The 15,486-nt window shown below is 69.8% G+C and carries 17 protein-coding genes; 10 read left to right on the plus strand and 7 right to left on the minus strand.

Features of this window, described 5'->3' with window-relative positions:
* Positions 1-11: 11 nt before the first annotated feature.
* Positions 12-854 carry an ABC transporter ATP-binding protein gene (locus ACLQ28_RS16525; protein ID WP_425687143.1) on the minus strand — a complete coding sequence of 281 codons (843 nt, stop codon included), beginning with the start codon at positions 852-854 and terminating at the stop codon, positions 12-14.
* Between the two features lie 131 nt (positions 855-985).
* Here ACLQ28_RS16525 and ACLQ28_RS16530 point away from each other — a divergent pair, with 131 nt between their 5' ends.
* Both ACLQ28_RS16530 and ACLQ28_RS16535 read left to right on the plus strand, forming a co-directional pair.
* Positions 986-1,993 carry an ABC transporter ATP-binding protein gene (locus ACLQ28_RS16530; RefSeq protein ID WP_425687144.1) on the plus strand — a complete coding sequence of 336 codons (1,008 nt, stop codon included), beginning with the start codon at positions 986-988 and terminating at the stop codon, positions 1,991-1,993.
* Positions 1,990-2,832: an ABC transporter permease subunit gene (locus ACLQ28_RS16535; RefSeq protein WP_425687145.1), complete on the plus strand. Its 843-nt coding sequence runs from the start codon at positions 1,990-1,992 to the stop codon at positions 2,830-2,832. The genes ACLQ28_RS16530 and ACLQ28_RS16535 overlap by 4 nt, the downstream gene beginning before the upstream one ends.
* Positions 2,833-3,129: 297 nt before the next feature.
* Here the strand turns inward: ACLQ28_RS16535 and ACLQ28_RS16540 are convergent, their stop codons facing one another.
* On the minus strand, positions 3,130-4,305 hold the full coding sequence (locus ACLQ28_RS16540; protein ID WP_425687146.1) for an ROK family transcriptional regulator: 1,176 nt from the start codon (positions 4,303-4,305) through the stop codon (positions 3,130-3,132).
* Positions 4,306-4,475: 170 nt separating this feature from the next.
* Between ACLQ28_RS16540 and ACLQ28_RS16545 the strand changes: the two genes are divergently transcribed.
* Both ACLQ28_RS16545 and ACLQ28_RS16550 read left to right on the plus strand, forming a co-directional pair.
* Entirely contained in the window at positions 4,476-5,930 is a 1,455-nt protein-coding gene (locus ACLQ28_RS16545) for a glycoside hydrolase family 3 N-terminal domain-containing protein (RefSeq protein WP_425687147.1), read from the plus strand.
* A 216-nt stretch (positions 5,931-6,146) separates the two neighbouring features.
* Positions 6,147-6,356, plus strand: a complete 210-nt coding sequence (locus ACLQ28_RS16550; RefSeq protein ID WP_425687148.1) for a hypothetical protein — start codon at positions 6,147-6,149, stop codon at positions 6,354-6,356.
* Between the two features lie 119 nt (positions 6,357-6,475).
* Here ACLQ28_RS16550 and ACLQ28_RS16555 read toward each other — a convergent pair whose 3' ends face one another.
* Positions 6,476-7,138, minus strand: a complete 663-nt coding sequence (locus tag ACLQ28_RS16555; protein ID WP_425687149.1) for a GNAT family N-acetyltransferase — start codon at positions 7,136-7,138, stop codon at positions 6,476-6,478.
* Between the two features lie 163 nt (positions 7,139-7,301).
* On the opposite strand from ACLQ28_RS16555, the gene ACLQ28_RS16560 reads away from it, so the two are divergent.
* From ACLQ28_RS16560 to ACLQ28_RS16575, 4 genes are all read left to right on the plus strand, one after another.
* The gene (locus ACLQ28_RS16560; RefSeq protein ID WP_425687150.1) at positions 7,302-7,499 is read left to right on the plus strand and encodes a DNA repair protein; all 198 of its coding nucleotides are present in this window, start codon (positions 7,302-7,304) and stop codon (positions 7,497-7,499) included.
* Between the two features lie 62 nt (positions 7,500-7,561).
* Positions 7,562-7,816: a type II toxin-antitoxin system VapB family antitoxin gene (locus ACLQ28_RS16565; protein ID WP_425687151.1), complete on the plus strand. Its 255-nt coding sequence runs from the start codon at positions 7,562-7,564 to the stop codon at positions 7,814-7,816.
* On the plus strand, positions 7,816-8,235 hold the full coding sequence (locus tag ACLQ28_RS16570) for a PIN domain nuclease (RefSeq protein ID WP_425687152.1): 420 nt from the start codon (positions 7,816-7,818) through the stop codon (positions 8,233-8,235). The genes ACLQ28_RS16565 and ACLQ28_RS16570 overlap by 1 nt, the downstream gene beginning before the upstream one ends.
* Positions 8,236-8,346: 111 nt before the next feature.
* On the plus strand, positions 8,347-8,865 hold the full coding sequence (locus tag ACLQ28_RS16575; protein ID WP_425687153.1) for a hypothetical protein: 519 nt from the start codon (positions 8,347-8,349) through the stop codon (positions 8,863-8,865).
* Positions 8,866-8,874: 9 nt separating this feature from the next.
* On the opposite strand, the gene ACLQ28_RS16580 is transcribed toward ACLQ28_RS16575, so the two are convergent.
* The 3 genes from ACLQ28_RS16580 to ACLQ28_RS16590 all read right to left on the minus strand — a co-directional run bounded on the left by ACLQ28_RS16580 (position 8,875) and on the right by ACLQ28_RS16590 (position 11,576).
* Positions 8,875-9,363, minus strand: a complete 489-nt coding sequence (locus tag ACLQ28_RS16580) for a hypothetical protein (RefSeq protein ID WP_425687154.1) — start codon at positions 9,361-9,363, stop codon at positions 8,875-8,877.
* Positions 9,364-9,622: 259 nt separating this feature from the next.
* A complete protein-coding gene (locus ACLQ28_RS16585) occupies positions 9,623-10,375 on the minus strand; it encodes a Clp protease N-terminal domain-containing protein (RefSeq protein ID WP_425687155.1) in 753 nt (250 codons plus the stop codon).
* Positions 10,376-10,562: 187 nt separating this feature from the next.
* Positions 10,563-11,576: a glycosyltransferase gene (locus ACLQ28_RS16590; protein WP_425687156.1), complete on the minus strand. Its 1,014-nt coding sequence runs from the start codon at positions 11,574-11,576 to the stop codon at positions 10,563-10,565.
* Between the two features lie 125 nt (positions 11,577-11,701).
* Between ACLQ28_RS16590 and ACLQ28_RS16595 the strand changes: the two genes are divergently transcribed.
* Both ACLQ28_RS16595 and ACLQ28_RS16600 read left to right on the plus strand, forming a co-directional pair.
* On the plus strand, positions 11,702-12,517 hold the full coding sequence (locus ACLQ28_RS16595) for a DUF72 domain-containing protein (RefSeq protein WP_425687205.1): 816 nt from the start codon (positions 11,702-11,704) through the stop codon (positions 12,515-12,517).
* Positions 12,518-12,662: 145 nt separating this feature from the next.
* Positions 12,663-13,088 carry a VOC family protein gene (locus tag ACLQ28_RS16600; RefSeq protein WP_425687157.1) on the plus strand — a complete coding sequence of 142 codons (426 nt, stop codon included), beginning with the start codon at positions 12,663-12,665 and terminating at the stop codon, positions 13,086-13,088.
* Positions 13,089-13,174: 86 nt separating this feature from the next.
* Here the strand turns inward: ACLQ28_RS16600 and ACLQ28_RS16605 are convergent, their stop codons facing one another.
* Entirely contained in the window at positions 13,175-15,394 is a 2,220-nt protein-coding gene (locus ACLQ28_RS16605) for a peptidase M6 immune inhibitor A (RefSeq protein WP_425687158.1), read from the minus strand.
* Between the last annotated feature and the right edge of the window lie 92 nt (positions 15,395-15,486).

Here is a 15,486-nt window from a genome sequence, read left to right on the forward strand (position 1 = left end):
CTGTCCGGCGCTCAGACGGCCCGGGCGGTGTAGCGATCGCCCGAACGCTCGACCAGCAGCGGCAGGCCGAAGGTCTTGGAAAGGTTGTCGCCGGTCAGCGTCTCGGCGAGCAGACCCTGGGCGACGACTCCGCCCTCCCGCAGCAGCAGCGCGTGGGTGAACCCCGGCGGAATCTCCTCCACGTGGTGCGTGACCAGCACCATCGCCGGGGCATCCGGGTCGTACGCCAGCTCGGCCAGTCGGGCGACCAGGTCTTCCCGACCGCCCAGGTCGAGCCCGGCGGCGGGCTCGTCGAGCAGCAGCAGCTCCGGGTCGGTCATCAGGGCACGGGCGATCTGCACCCGCTTACGCTCCCCCTCGGAGAGGGTGCCGTAGCGGCGTTCGGCGAGACCAGCGACGCCGAGCTGGCTCAACAGCGCCCGCGCCCGCGCCTCGTCACCGCGCTCGTAGTCCTCCCGCCAGCGGCCGACCACCGACCAGGCGGCGGTCACCACCACGTCGCTGACCTGCTCGTCGGCGGGCAGCCGCTCGGCGAGTGCGGCGGTGGTGAGCCCGATGCGCGTACGCAGCTCGTTGACGTCGGTGCGGCCGATCCGCTCGCCGAGCACGTGCGCGACACCGGTGGTGGGGTGCAGTCGGCCTGCGGCGAGGTTGAGCAGTGTGGTCTTGCCGGCACCGTTGGAGCCGAGGACGACCCATCGCTCGTCCAGCTCGACCCGCCAGGTCAGGTTCTCAAGGAGGGCAGTGCCAGACCGGCGTACGCCGACGCCGTCCAGGCTGACCACCAGATCCGGGTCCACGGGGGCGGCGGCAGGCTCAGCGCCGGCAACGCCGGGGATCAGATCACCAGTCACCTCACCATCCAACCACGCAGCGACGAGGCGCCCCCCATGGGCGGCGCCCCCGCCATAGGGTGAAGCGCCGTGTCGTTGATCACCACACCCGGAGGACAGCCCATGCCCCGTCGAGGTACGGAGCTGCGCGGATGAGCGCGGTCATCGAGATCGAGGGTCTGCGCAAGACCTTCCACAGCATCCGAAACGGCAGGCGGGTGGCGGTGGATGGGTTCGACTTGTTGGTCGAGGCGGGCCAGGTCCACGGCTTTCTGGGCCCCAACGGCTCCGGCAAGACCACCACGCTGCGCGCCCTGCTCGGGCTGGTGCGGGCCGACAGCGGGCGGATGACTGTGCTCGGCGAACCGTCGCCGGAGCTGCTGCCCCGGGTGGCTGGCAAGGTCGGCGCCATCGTCGAGAGCCCCCAGTTCTTCGGCAACTTCACCGGGTACCGCACGCTGCGGTTGTTGGCCCGTGCCGGTGGGGTGCCGGTCTCGCGGGTGGACGAGGCACTGGATCTGGTGGGCCTGCGTGACCGGGGCGATGAGCGGGTCAAGGGCTACTCGCTGGGCATGAAGCAGCGCCTCGCGGTGGCGTCCGCGCTGTTGAAGGACCCACGGTTGCTGATCCTGGACGAGCCGGCGAACGGGCTGGACCCGGCGGGCATCCGGGAGATGCGGGACCTGATGCGGTCGCTGGCGGCGAGCGGGGTGACTGTGCTGGTGTCCAGTCACATCCTGGGCGAGATCCAGCTGATCTGCGACCACGTCACGATCATTTCGCAGGGGCGCCGGGTGGCAGCCGGCCGGGTGGACGAGGTGCTGGCGGGCTACGACCGGCACGAGTTCCTGGTGCGGGTGGCCGAGCCGGACCGCGCTGTCGAGTTGCTGCAGGCGGCGGAGCTGACGGCGGTCGTCGACGGCGAGGCGCTTGTGGTGAGTGGGGTGAGCGACCCGACGGTGGTGAGCCGGGTGCTCGGCGAGCAGGGGCTGTGGGTGGGCGAGTTGACACCGCTTCGGCCGGATCTGGAGAGCGTCTTCCTGGAGCTGACGGGTGCGTACGAGCATCCGTCGGTGCCTCGGCAGGTCGACGGCACGGCGCTGCCGTACGCCGATCAGGACGAAGCTGTGATCAACCTCGATCGGGGAGCGGACGCGTGAACCTGGTTCGTGCCGAGTTGGAGCGGCTGTCCGCGCGTCGCTTCGTGCAGCTCATGGTGGTCCTGCTGATCGTGGCGTTCGCCGTCACTGCGGCGACCACGCTGGCCGGCTCCCACAAGCCGAGCGCTGACGAGATGGCGCACGCCCAGGCGCAGGCGTCCGAGACTCTGAAGAGCATGGAGATCACCTTCCAGGAGTGCCTGGCCCGGCAGAACGGCACGCTCCCGGCGGGCGACATGGAGAGCTACCGCTCCACCGACTGCTCGGCGCTCGACCCGATCCGGGCCGACCGGCTGCCGATCCTGGCCGACTATCTCCCCGGGGTGTTCAGCTTCGCCCAGCAGGCCCGTCCGTTGCTGTACTTCCTGATCGCATTCCTGGTGCTGTTCGGTTTCCTGGTCGGCGCCTCGTACATCGGCGCGGATCTGAACTCAGGTGGCGTGGTGAACCTGCTGCTGTGGCGTCCGCGTCGGTTGACGGTGCTCGGCGCCAAGTTGGGCACCCTGCTTGGCTCTGTGCTGGTGTTGTCGGTGCTGGCCTCGCTGGCCTATCTCGCGACCTTCTGGGTGATCGGGCAGACCGCCGGATTGCCCAGCCGGTTGAACAGTGAGTTCTGGCGTTCGCTCGGTGCGGTGCACGGCCGCGGCCTGGTGCTGGTGCTGCTGGCCTCCGCGCTGGGCTTCGCGATCGCCACGCTGGGTCGGCACACGTCGGCGGCGTTGGGGGCGGCGGCGGCGTACGCGGTGGTGTGGGAGTTGGGCGGCCGTCTGGTCCTGGAGATCGTCGACGCCCGGCGTCCGGACCAGTTGATGCTCTCCAGCCACATCGGGCGTGGCTGACCGGCGAGACGCAGTTCTGGGATCCGCAGATCTGCTCCGGCAACCGGACCGGCGAATACTGCGAGGGCTTCTACAGCCTGACCTGGGGGCCGGCGCTGCTGGTGCTGCTCGTGCTCACCGGCGGGCTGACCGCTGGGGCGTTCGCCGTGTTCCGTCGCCGCGACCTGATCTGAGTCGCGGTCCACCGGGCCGCCCGCCTCGCTTCGGGCGGCCCGGGGACCTGCGCGGGGCACGGCAAGAGCTTGCAACCCGCCGATCAGCGGTGAAATATTCCTTCACATGACCGCCGCAGCGGGCTCAGCCGACGGTGGAGCCGAACACCTCGTCGCGTACGGCGTCCAGGGCGGTCCGCAACGCGCCTTGCAGGATCGACTCCTCGGTCAGCCCGGTCGGCACGACGCGAGGTTGGACCAGCGTGATCGCGGCGACCTCGTGCTGCACCCGGTCGGCGAGCGCAGCGCCGCCGGCCTGGCCCACCTCGCCGGCGAGCACGACCAGTGGCGGGTCGAGCACCACGCAGGTGCTGGCCACGCCGAGCGCGAGCCGGCGGGCCAACTCGTCGAGCATCGGGCCGCCGTCGGCGCCGGCCGCAACAGCCGCGCGGACCGCCTCGGCGGCCTCGGTGTCCGGGTAGCCGTGTTCGCGGGCCACCGCGCGCACCGAGTCCGCGCCGATCAGCTGCTGGAAGGCCGGCTTGGCGCGCCGGGAGACGTCGCGCGGAATGGGCGCACCGGGCACCGGCAGGTAGCCGATCTCACCGGCGGCACCGCTGCTGCCGTGGTGCAACCGCCCACCCAGCATGATCGCCAGGCCGACGCCGGCACCTACCCAGACCAGCACGAAATCCGCCAACCCCTGCGCGGCACCGGACTGCGCCTCGGCCACCGCGGCGAGGTTGACGTCGTTCTCGAAGACCACCGGGGTGTGCAGGTCTTCCCGCAACGCGGCGAGCAGGCCACTGTGCCAGCGCGGCAGGTTGAAGGCGAACGTGATGTCGCCGGTGCCCGGGTCGACCAGGCCCGGGGTGCCGAGCACGATCCGCCGTACGCTGCTCAGCTGCGCCTGGGCGCTGCTCGCGGCCTGCACCACGGCGTTGTGCACCACGCCCACCGGGTCGTCGGTGTCCCGAGTCGACTGCTCCACCCGACCGATGACCGCACCGGTGATGTCGGCACACGCGGCCACGACCCGGTCCGGCCCGACGTCCACGCCGACCACATGCGCGCTGCCTGGGCTGACCGCGTAGAGCTGGGCGTTCGGCCCTCGCCCGCCGGCCTGCTCGCCGACCCGGGTGACGAGGCCGCGCTCCTCCAACCGCTCGACCAGCTGCGAGGCGGTGACCTTCGACAGCCCGGTCAGCTCGCCGAGCCGGGCCCGGGTGAGCGGGCCGCGCTCGAGGAGCAACTCCAGTGCCGCACGGTCGTTGAGCGCCCGCAACAGGCGGGGGGTGCCGGGCAGCCGGGTCGCACTCATGACACGTCCTCTAGTTTTAGTAAACTTTGCTAACTGTAAACTTACCTGCGAACGGGTAGCCGTAGCGTATCGGCCACCCGGAGGCGGGGCGCTCGGCCGATTCGGCAGGGCGGACACCACCACCGGTACGACGTTTCCGTACCCGCTGGGCACCGAAGGGGGAAGATCACGTGGGGCTGGATCCAGGACTGCGCCGGCTGGCGCTGGGCACGCTGCTCGCCGCGTACCCGGGACCGGTCCCACCGGACTGGGCGGTCGACCTGCTGGCCGACGGGCTGGCCGGGCACACCCTGTTCGGGACCAACGTGCATGACCGAGCGCAGGTGGCGGCAAGCACCGCCGCACTGCGCGCCGGCCGGCCGGATGTGCTGATCGCCATCGACGAGGAGGGTGGCGACGTGACCCGGCTGGCGCACGCCACCGGCAGCCCGTACCCCGGAAATGCCGCCCTCGGCGCGATCGGCGACGTAGCGCTCACCCGACGGGTCTACCAGTCGATCGGCGCCGAGCTGGCCGCGCTCGGCATCACCGTCAACCTCGCCCCGACGGTGGACGTCAACACCGCCGACGACAACCCGGTGATCGGCACCCGGTCCTTCGGCGCGGATCCGCTGCGGGTGGCTGCCCACTCGGCCGCTGCCGTGACCGGGTTGCAGGCCGCCGGTGTGGCCGCCTGCGCCAAACACTTCCCCGGGCACGGTGCCACCGTCGCCGACTCCCACCACGAGCTACCCACGGTGGACGCTTCACTGAGCCTGCTGCGCCAGCGGGACCTGCCGCCGTTCGCGGCTGTCGTCGCAGCCGGGGCACGCGCCGTGATGACCGCGCACATCCGGGTGCCGGCACTGACCGGCACCGACCCGGCCACCTTCAGCCGGGCCGTCCTGGTCGACCTGCTCCGCACCGACTACGGCTTCACCGGCGCCGTCATTACCGACGCGCTGGAGATGAAGGGTGCCGCGGTGGCTGCCGGCGGAGTCGGGCCGGCAGCGGTCCGTGCCCTGGCCGCTGGCGCCGACCTGCTCTGCATCGGTGCGAAGGTCGACGCCCAACTGGTCGAGCGGGTGGCCGCCGAGATCGTCGACGCCCTCACCGACGGCCGGTTGGCGACCGCGCGGGTCGAAGAGGCAGCCGGCCGCGCCGCCGAGCTCGCCGCCTGGACCCGGGCCGCCGTCCGGTCGTCGGCCACCGGTGACACCGAGCTGGGGTACGCGGCAGCGCGCCGAGCGGTCCGGGTGGACGGGGTGCTCACCGACCTGGACCGACCACTGGTGGTGCAGCTGCACACCGAGTCGACGATCGCCGAGGGTCGGGTGCCGTGGGGTCTCGGTCCGCACCTCGACGGGGTGCCGGAGATCCGGGTGATCGCCGCCGAGACCGACGTGGCGAAGCTGCGCGAGTTGGCCGGCGACCGTCCCATCGTGCTGGTCGGACGACACCTGCACCGGCTGCCCGGCGGCCCGGAGCTGATTGCCGGCCTGGCCGCCGAGCATCCGGTGACCGTGGTGGAGATGGGCTGGCCGGCACAGTGGCGCCCGGCGGGCGTACGCGCCTTCGTCACCACGTACGGCGCGAGCCACGCCAACGGCCGGGCGGCGGCCGAGGCACTCGGTCTGGCCAGCTGAGCCGCATCGGTCGGCGAGAACACAAGGTCCACAGTCGCTGGTCGCCCACCCGCCCATCGCACCGATCGGCCGGCTCCCCATGCAATACAACCCACAAGGCTCGCAGCTGATCGGCTCGCAGCAAGGCGGACCGCAGCCGAGCGGACCGCAGCCGAGCGCCCGGGCGACGGCGCCTGGTTCGCCTGCCTCTGGGTCGACGCCGAGCTATGCCCGCAGTTGCCCGAGTTGCTCTGGCTGGCGTACATGGGCGTGATCCTCTACTGGGTGCACGACCGTTCTCCGGGGCAGACAGGTTTTCGACCTGATCCGCACGCTACGTCACTAACCCGGCCAGTCGCATCGACGGACCCAGCCGCAGGTCAAGTCCACTTTTCGACACTCCGAATCGACAGCTCACATCTTGCCCCACGCCATTTCGATACGTAGCGTGATCGACACGTACCGACCCGCCCAACGCGCGGGCCGGCACGCCCGCAACCGGGGCCTGGGGAGAGGTTGCGGACCGTGGATCCGGCCCCGGATTCACGGTCCGCGCCCATCGCCACTCAGCGTGGATAGACCCCGTACGCCCGCCAGCCCCGGTCGGGAAACCCGGCGGCGTCGGCGACCCGGGCCGAGGCGTGATTGTCCCGCTCGTGCAGGTAGGTGGGCACCGCGCCCTCGTCGAGCACCCGCCGCGCGGCCTGTGCCACCAGGCGGCGGGCGAGGCCGCGACCCCGAGCGGCCGGTTCGGTCCCCACCGCCAACTCATGCCCGTACGCGTCGTGCCGCTTGATCCCCGCACCGGCCAGGTAGGTGCCGTCCGCGGCGCGGACCACCAGAACCGGTCTGTCGAAGAGCCGCAGCCAGGGCGGCAGCCCGGGGGACGTCGGCTCGGTCCACTCCCCCACGTCAGCCAGCGGCGCGGGTGCCCGGCTCCACCGGAAGAGGCCGTCGTGCACGCACCAGTCGGGCAGCCCGACTGCCTCCGGCAGCGCGGCCAGCAGCCGCTCCGGTGCATGCCGGGCCAGCGAGCGGATCGCCGCCACCCGCTCCGGCGCCACGGAGAGCACTGCGCTCGGCCCGGTCTGCACGGCGAGCGCCGGGCGCAGCCTGCCGTCCCAGGCCGGTTCTGAGCGTCTCTGGGAGGCGACCACGTGCAGCCCCGGCCCCGCCGGCCACTGGCCGAGCCAGGTGGCCAGGTGCAGGTGGAGCCGCCGGTCGAGCATGCTCACCTCCCCGTCACCCGCGCCCGTCGTGGATCACCGTACGCCGGGTCGCCGGGCCGGGCGGACGATCCCTCAGGGCCGGGCGAGGTTGGAGAACCAGGCATACCCATCGACCTTCATAGGTATTTCCATACCTGTACACGTTTCTTTGGGACGGTAAAGCATGCCGATTCAGCCGAACCACCACTACCAGCAGGATCCCGAGCGACTCTGGCAGGCGGCGAAGGCGGTCCGAGACGGCCCGCCTCAGCCGCGCTACCGAAACCCCCGAGCCGTCGGCGGCGCCGACGCCCTGTCCTGGGCCGGGCTGAACAGGCTGTCCGTCGGCAGCTCCAGCAGGCACCGCCTGAACACCCACTGACGCACCAGCTTGCCAGTGGATTTGGTGTCTTGGCAGAACCGAATATGGTGTATGGTCGCGCCATGACTCGCATCACCGTGGACGTGAACGACGAGTGGCTGGATGCCGCGAGGGAGGTGCTCGGCACCGACACCAAGGTGGCCACCATCAATGCCGCACTGCACGCGTTCGCCGTACGCCGGCAGGCCCGCGAGATAGTTGCCGCGTTCGACCAGGTGGAGATGGACTTCTCTTGTTCCGCTGACGCCTGGCGTTACGGCGGCGGTCGCGACTTGGACTCGCTCGCCGAGCAGGCCCGCGATGCAGAGGCAGCCTGATGGCCGGTCAGATCTACCTTGCGGATACCTCGGTCTACGTCCTACAGGGCCGCCACCCGTCGGTCCGGCGGCGTTTCGAGACGCTGCTGACCGAGGGACGGCTGGCTGCTTGCCAGATGACCAGCCTGGAATATCTCAACAACGCGCCCCATCCGAAGGGCTACGAGATCCTTTGGCAGGCGCTGCGCGGGCAAAGATGGATGGACGTGACGACAACGGCTATGGACCGCGCCTTGGCGGTCCATCGCATACTCGCGGCTGACAGCCAGCACCGTAACTTCCGGCTGCCTGATCTGATCATCGCAGCGACCGCTGAAGAGCACGGCGCAACCGTGCTGCACTACGACACGGACTATGACCGGATCACGGCTGTCACCGGCCAACCCACCGAGTGGGTGGCACCGAAGGGCAGCCTGTAAAGCTCACGCGCGGGACGACACACCGGGGAGGTCCAGCGGCGGCTTTCGCACACCTGTCGGGTAATTTCTTGTGGTCCGGCATCCCGGCCTACGACAGGAGAAGCTCCGCGCATGGGCAAGAAGACGATCCACGTCTCCGACTTCACCGGCACGGTTCTGCAGCAGGACGACGAGGTGGTCCGCGTCGTCGTGTTGGAGCACCCGGACCTGGTCGCCGGGCCCGTGCAGTTGGATGCCACCCCGGGCGAGGTGGAGAACATCGATGACGCCGCCCTCGACGTGGCGGTGGTGGAGATCCACGACCGGCACGGCGGCGGTGAGCCCCGCCGGGTGGTGTTGACCGCCAGCGAGTTCGACGCGATGGCCACCGACGTGCCGATGGCGCAGCTGCTGAAGACGGCCGAGCGGGTCCGCCCGCCCAAGGCCCGCAAGGGCACCGAGAAGATCGACTACGGCACGCTGGAGCACGCCGGCAAGCCGCACCGGGGCCGGGTCACCGAGGAGGAGGCCCGACTGGTGCGCGAGCAGCTCGACGACGTCAACAAGCGGCTCGCCGACGCGGGCGTGCGCCAGATCGATCCTGCCGATCCGGAGCACGCCCTGCGGTACGGCTTTCCCGACGCCTCCTGACCAACCGCGTCAGCAGGCCTTCTTGGCCCGGTCGCGGAAGGCGGTCTCGGTGATCGCCTTCCGCTCGCCGGCCGTCCCACCAACCAGAACCTTCTCCGGCCCGAGCCCGGTCACCTCCGGCAACGTGAAGTGAACGGGGACGGCGTTGTGCTGATCGCCGTAGGCGGCAACCGAGTATTCGGTGTCGGGATCAAAGGCGACGAGCGTCTGCTCGTCAGGCTTCCAACCCGCCGGCAGCTCCAACAGGATCAGATCCGTCACCTTCGCGCCGCCGTCACGGTCGATGGTCCAGCTCGCGGCCGGCGTGACGTCAATGGTGTAGACGCTTATCCGTTCCGGAGCGAAGACGGCACATTCCGCCAGGACCAGAGCCGGTTGCCCGTCAACCACACGCAGCCCGACCACCGGTTTGTCTTCTGGGGTGCAGGCGGTCAGCCCCGCCAGGGCGGCGAGTGTTACCAGGACACTGACCGCCCGGACCCGTGATCGAGTCAGCATTCTTCGCTCAACACCAGTTCTCGATCCAGCACGTGGACGGTTCACATCTCAGCCGCTCCCCTGCCTAATCATTGCCATGCGCCGATCGCCACCGCAGTCACCCGAGGCTAGGGGAGGGCTGCCCGGCGTGACGACCCGTAGGGGCATGTGCGATTTTCCGGACGTGCGACTCGGGTTACGGCCGTCGACGCCCGTCGCGCGCCGTCCCGCCCAGGGCAATGCCACTCGCGGGACGGCGCAGGACGGGTTCCTGCTGGCGCTACCCGGCGTCGCTGTCCGTCGCAACGGCGGCGTTCACTGCCGCGGCGAGCGCCGCGGACAAATCGGCCTCGACCGCCGCCTTGTCCAGGCCGAGGTTGGTGAGCACGCCGGCGCCGTCCTCCTGCTCGATAAGGGCGAGCAGGATGTGCTCGGTGCCGATGTAGTTGTGCCCGAGGCGCAGCGCCTCCCGGAAGGTCAACTCCAACGCCTTCTTGCCGCGCGCGTCGTACGGGATGAGATCCGGGACCTGCTCGGCCCGCGGTGGGAGGGCGGCGCCGACCGTCTCCCGCACCGCCTCGGGAGTGGCACCCCGACCCGCCATCACCCTGGCGGCAAGCCCTTCCGGCTCGGCCAGCAGGCCGAGCACCAGGTGCTCGGGGCCGATCTCGACGTTTCCGCTGGCACGGGCCTCCTCCTGCGAGGCCACCACCACGTTGCGGGCCCGTGGGGTGAACCGGCCGAAGCCGGCGTTCGGGTCGAGCGCCGCGGCGTCGGTCGACTTCGGCACGAAGCGCTTCTGGGCGGCCTGCTTGGTGACCCCCATGCTGCGGCCGATGTCGGTCCAGGAGGCGCCCGAGCGTCGGGCCTGGTCGACGAAGTGCCCGATCAGGTGGTCGGCGACCTCGCCTAGGTGATCGGCGGCAATCACCGCGTCGGTGAGTTGGTCGAGCGCGTCGGCGTGCGCCGTCTTGATCGCCTGGATCAGGTCGTCGAGCTTTACCATGTTGGACATCTGGATTGGTTCGGTCATGCGTCAACCCTAGGTTGACGCACCCCAATCGTCAACCAGAAGTTGACGGCCGCATCTGAACACCGGCGGCGGGGCTACAGCCGGTTGACCGTCACCCCACCCAGCCGGTCACCGCGTGTCAGCCCCAGTGGCCGACCCGGCGCAGCTCGCAACGCTCGATCTGTCCCTGGGAGAGCGACGGGTAGGGCTATCCGGCCCTGGCGAACTCGGGTAGGCGGTGGGCGACCGCCGCCGGGGAGGGCATTCGGGCGATCTCCTCGGCGATCGCACGGACCGCGTCGCGGTGCTCGGCCCCGTGCCGCGGCAGCAGCCGTCGTGTGCGCTCGGCGACTGCGTCAGCATCCACCTCCTCGGGGAGCAGCCGCAGGGCGGCACCGGCAGCACTGACCGCCTCGGAGTTGGCGAACTGGTCGGCGCCCTGCGGCAACATCAACTGCGGTACGCCAGCCGCGAGCGCGCCGAGGGTGGTGCCGCTCCCTCCGTGGTGCACCACCACGTCCACGTGCGGCAACAGCTCCGCCTGCGGCACCAGCGGATGCACGCTGACGTTGTCGGGCACCTCACCAAGCTGTTCCAGGGGCACTCGACCTGCCGCGACCACCACCTCGGCGTCCAACGCCGCCAACCCGGCAATGGCCGTGCTGAGCAGTTCCGGCGTACCGAACGCGGTGCCGAGGGTCAGGTAGATCAACGGTCGGGACGTCCTGCGGTTCGCCCATGCGGGTAGCGGGGCCGGTGTCGAGAACGGGACCGGCCGCAGCTCGATCCGATGTTCCGTGGCGAGGAAGTCCTTGTCCTGGAGGGAAGGCGGGCAGATGTCGACGTGCGGCCGGCCACCGACCTCGGCGTTCCTCGTGGGCAGTTCAAGGCCGATGCCGTCGGGGAACATCCGACCGAACCCGTGCCAGATGCCCGGGATGCCGGCCCGATGAGCGGCGAGCGCCGCCCCCGGCAGCCCCCACTCATGCACCACCAGGTCGGGGCGGAGCCGCGCCAATTCCGGTTCGAGATCTTCGGCGTACACCTCGTAGAAGGCATCGCCGGGGCGCAACGGCCGCAGGCCGTTCGCGGCGAGCGGTGCGTGCACGGCCGTACCGGCGGCGAAGTGGACCTCGTGGCCGGCGTCCCGGGCGGCGATCGCCAGCGGGATCAGCGGATAGGTGTGACCGACGGACGCAAGACTGGCGAACAGCACACGCATGGGGCCGGAGCCTATCTGCCGCACCGTCGGTCCGGTCGCGACTGGTGACGCGTATACGGTGGGCTCCGGTTCAGGCGCTGTTCACGACGGGAAGGGCGGTCATGCGTCTTCACGTGGGATGCGCGATGTGGACGCACAAGTCGTGGCAGGGTCACCTGCTGCCGCCCGCGGAGCGGCTGCGGCACTACGCCAGCTGGTGCGACGCCGTGGAGGGAAACACGACGTTCTACGCGACCCCGGCCCGGGACACCGTGGCATCGTGGGCCGCACAGACAGACCCGGATTTCCGTTTTGTCCTCAAGCTTCCCAAGGTCGTCACGCACGAACGCCGGCTCACCGATGCCGGTGGCCCGATGCGGACCTTCCTGAACGCGATCGAGCCGCTCGGCCCACGCGCACACGCCCTCTGGATCCAGCTTCCCGGCTCGTTCGCCCCCGCCGACGTCCCGACCCTGAACCGCTTCCTGGATCAACTCCCGCAGTCGTACCGGTACGCGGTGGAGGTCCGTCACCCCGCGTTCTTCACCGACGCCCGGGCGGCCCGGCTGCTCGAGGCGACCCTCGCCAGAGCGTCCGTCGAATGGATCCCCTTCGACACCACAGCCTTCTTCGCGAGCCCACCGACAAGCGACGCGGAACGGGACGCCTGGACCAAGAAGCCGCGCGTGCCGCTCCGGGCGCTTGCGCTGACCGACCGGCCGATCGTTCGCTACCTCGGCCGCGACGACTCGACCCGCACGACCGAGGGGTGGCAGCGCTGGATCGACGTCACCGTGGCCTGGCTACGCGAGGGACGCTCGCCGACGATGTTCATCCACACCCCGGACAACGCCGACGCGCCCGTGCTCGCCCGCCGGTTCCACGATGAGGTACGGGCACGCGTACCCGAACTTGACGCGCTGCCCGAGCCGATACCTGTCGAACCCCTGACGCTTTTCTGATCCGAGCGGTCAGCGCTACTCGTCGCCGAGCAGGATGTCACCCTCGGGGTGCACCTCCAGCTCGAACTCACCTTCATTGCGGAAGCAAACCCTTCCGCGATCGTCGATAACGTCGACAGCGAACACATCGACGAGAGGACACCTGATGAGCGTGCGAGGATTTGCGACACTCAACATCTGGGCGGACGACGTTGCCGCAGCCACCGCCTGGTACGCGGACTTCCTCGGCGTCGAGGCGTACTTCATGCGCCCGGGGCCCGACGGACGCCCGGCCTACACCGAGTTCCGCATCGGCGACTACCAGGCGGAGCTGGGCATCATCGACCGCAAGTTCGCGCCGTCCGGCGCTTCGACGGGGCCGGGCGGTGTGGTCATGCACTGGTACGTCGACGACCTCGACGCCACCGTCGAGCGGCTGTTGGCGATGGGTGCCACCGAATACCAGCCGATCACTGCACACGGGGACGAAGGGTTCATCACCGCAGCGGTCGTCGACCCGTTCGGCAACGTACTGGGCGTCATGAAGAACCCGCACTACCTCGACGTCCTCGCATCACTCAAGGCAACCTGAGGTGCAGCGGTGATCCCGGCAGAGACGACACGGGGGCACCCACCGTCGAACTCGACGGCGAGTGCCCCCGTGACCGGGGTTGCGGGTCAGCTCAGCGAGCTGTTACCCCCCGGCTGCACCACGCCGTTCACGGTGAGCTTGTACGGCGCGTACTGCGACACCTGCTCGGTCGGATCGTCGTACGCCACGATGGCCACGACCTTGGGGAACAAGTCCAGCACCGCCAGCTCCAGCTTGCCGATCGTCACATCGGACTTGCCGTTGGACTCGAACTGCAAGGCGATCGAGTGCTTCTCGTCGATGCCGACGAGCCGCAGGTTCCAGTTCTTGACCGCGGTCGGCCGGATCTCCGTGGGCGAGTCGAACGGGGCCAGGCTGCTGCCGTCGCTGAGCGTCGTGCCGCCGAGGGTGATGTCGTCGAGCAGCAGGCCGCCCTCGTTGACGCCGCCGTCACTGACATAACGGAAGCCGAGCAGCACCGTCTTTCCGGCGTACGCCGACAGGTCGTACGAACGGGCCTCGAAGCCGACCGTCGTACCGTTCAGCGCCGGGCCGAGCGGCCCCTCGACGGTGTGATCGCCGGGGATCGCCGTGTAGGTGCTGCCACCGTCCGTCGACACGGTCACGTAGCCGTAGTCGAAGCCGAGCTCAGCACCGTACTTGGCGACGAACCGCAGCGTCGGGTCGGTGGTCGGCACCGAAACCGAGGTGACCGCCGCCGAGTCCAGGCTGTTGGCGTTGCCGGAGAAGAGAACGGCGTTGCCCGACCGGTCCGGGTCCTGCGTGGTGGTCGTCCATGCCAGCGGGAGGGCGGGCAGGCTCTTCGCACCCTGGAACTTCACCGAGCGCAGGTCGCGGCCGCTGAGCAGCTTGCCCTTGGCCGCACCCAGCTGCACGTAGTCGGCACCGTTTGGCGCGGCGCCTGGCGTACCGTTCGCCGTCGTGCTGGCCAGATTGACGGTGGAGCGCAGGCTCGGCGTGGTCACCCGGCTCTTGGAGACGCCGAGGGTGATCCCGAGCCGCGAGTCGCCGACGAGCTTGTCCAGCAGCGTCATCGACTGGTAGTCGTGAATGACCTGGTAGACGTCGTGGACCTTGACGGTCTCCAGCTCGGCGTCCAGGCTCGCGATGCCCTGCCGCTCACCGTCGCGGTGCAGGCGGGACATGAAGTCGGCACCGTAACGGTCGTACAGGAACATCATGAACGAGTACGCGTTGCCGTAGTCGGCGAGCACCGCGTTCGCGTTCGGGCTCTCATCCCAGAGGGTGAGGGAGTTCTCCGGGCCACCGCAGTCGCGCGGGTTCGTGTTGTACGGCGTCTGCACCTCGCCGAACCCCTGGTAGCAGTAGAGGTGGCTCTCCACCCCCCGGTCGAAGACCGTGGCCTTCGAGTCGCTGTAACCGGTCAGCGACATGGCGAAGTCGGACAGACCCTCGTTGATCCAGGTGGTCTCGAAGGGGTCCGTGTAGTAGTGCGCGAGGTGCTGCCACTCGTGCGCGAACGTGCCCTCGTAGCTGTTCGGCCGGGCGCCACGGCTGGTGCACAGGTCGTCGGTCGGCTCGTCCGGCGGGTTCGGCGTCATGCGGTGCAGCCAGTCGAACGCGTCGATGGTCATGACGTTACGGTCGAGCAGCTCGTTGAACTGCGCGGAGAAGAACCCGGCGATGTAGGTCGGGGCGGCCGGGAAGCTGTAGTAGTTGTCGTCCCGCACGTTGTCGACGAGCGTGACGGTCTTGTTGCCGGCACCGGTGTAGACCCCACCGTTGCCGTCTTCGTCCGGCCCGATCTGGGCGTTGCTGCCGTCCCGGTCCGGCGGGGTGCTGAAGGCGTTGGTCTCCTTCGGGTACATGTTCGTGTCGAACTCGTCGACGAGGTGCTTCACCTGCGCGTCGGTGACCTGCGTCGAGGACGGCACCTGGGCGCGGCAGTCGCCGGCCGGGAACGACAGGTCGTTGGCGACCCAGACCTCGATGTGCTCACCGACCGCCCGCAGCGTGTAGTCCTTGCGGTAGACCGAGCCATCAATGTCGTCGAGGCCGAGCCACTGACGGACGGTACCGACCGCCGGCGTCTCCGCCGCCTGTGCCTTCGTCCGTGCGCCCGTCTGCGGCTGGTACCGCGGGGGCGTCTCGATCGGCCGACCGTCCAGCGTGAAGTCCTTGCGACTGAGCTCACGCATGTCACTCTGCGGGGCAGCCTTCGGCGCGGCGGCTTCCGCCGACGCCGGCGACGTCGCGGCAACGACGGTGAGAGCCGGTAGGACGAGGACAGCGGCTAGCGCCCCGGCCATGCGGGTGCGTGCCATGGAACCTCCTTCGGGTGATTACCCGGTTCTCGCGAGTCCGGCCGGGGGTGCCGGCCGCTCACGATGATCTTTAAACCAACGTCACGCTAGAC

The sequence above is a fragment of the Micromonospora sp. DT201 genome (assembly GCF_049841575.1).
Lineage (GTDB): Bacteria > Actinomycetota > Actinomycetes > Mycobacteriales > Micromonosporaceae > Micromonospora.

Bases quoted from the DNA above. Each gene is read 5' to 3' on its own strand.
- ACLQ28_RS16530 (WP_425687144.1), top strand. From the start codon at position 986: ATGAGCGCGGTCATCGAGATCGAGGGTCTGCGCAAGACCTTCCACAGC.
- ACLQ28_RS16540 (WP_425687146.1), bottom strand. From the start codon at position 4,305: ATGAGTGCGACCCGGCTGCCCGGCACCCCCCGCCTGTTGCGGGCGCTC.
- ACLQ28_RS16555 (WP_425687149.1), bottom strand. From the start codon at position 7,138: ATGCTCGACCGGCGGCTCCACCTGCACCTGGCCACCTGGCTCGGCCAG.
- ACLQ28_RS16560 (WP_425687150.1), top strand. From the start codon at position 7,302: ATGCCGATTCAGCCGAACCACCACTACCAGCAGGATCCCGAGCGACTC.
- ACLQ28_RS16565 (WP_425687151.1), top strand. From the start codon at position 7,562: ATGACTCGCATCACCGTGGACGTGAACGACGAGTGGCTGGATGCCGCG.
- ACLQ28_RS16570 (WP_425687152.1), top strand. From the start codon at position 7,816: ATGGCCGGTCAGATCTACCTTGCGGATACCTCGGTCTACGTCCTACAG.
- ACLQ28_RS16575 (WP_425687153.1), top strand. From the start codon at position 8,347: ATGGGCAAGAAGACGATCCACGTCTCCGACTTCACCGGCACGGTTCTG.
- ACLQ28_RS16580 (WP_425687154.1), bottom strand. From the start codon at position 9,363: ATGCTGACTCGATCACGGGTCCGGGCGGTCAGTGTCCTGGTAACACTC.
- ACLQ28_RS16585 (WP_425687155.1), bottom strand. From the start codon at position 10,375: ATGACCGAACCAATCCAGATGTCCAACATGGTAAAGCTCGACGACCTG.
- ACLQ28_RS16590 (WP_425687156.1), bottom strand. From the start codon at position 11,576: ATGCGTGTGCTGTTCGCCAGTCTTGCGTCCGTCGGTCACACCTATCCG.
- ACLQ28_RS16595 (WP_425687205.1), top strand. From the start codon at position 11,702: ATGTGGACGCACAAGTCGTGGCAGGGTCACCTGCTGCCGCCCGCGGAG.
- ACLQ28_RS16600 (WP_425687157.1), top strand. From the start codon at position 12,663: ATGAGCGTGCGAGGATTTGCGACACTCAACATCTGGGCGGACGACGTT.
- ACLQ28_RS16605 (WP_425687158.1), bottom strand. From the start codon at position 15,394: ATGGCACGCACCCGCATGGCCGGGGCGCTAGCCGCTGTCCTCGTCCTA.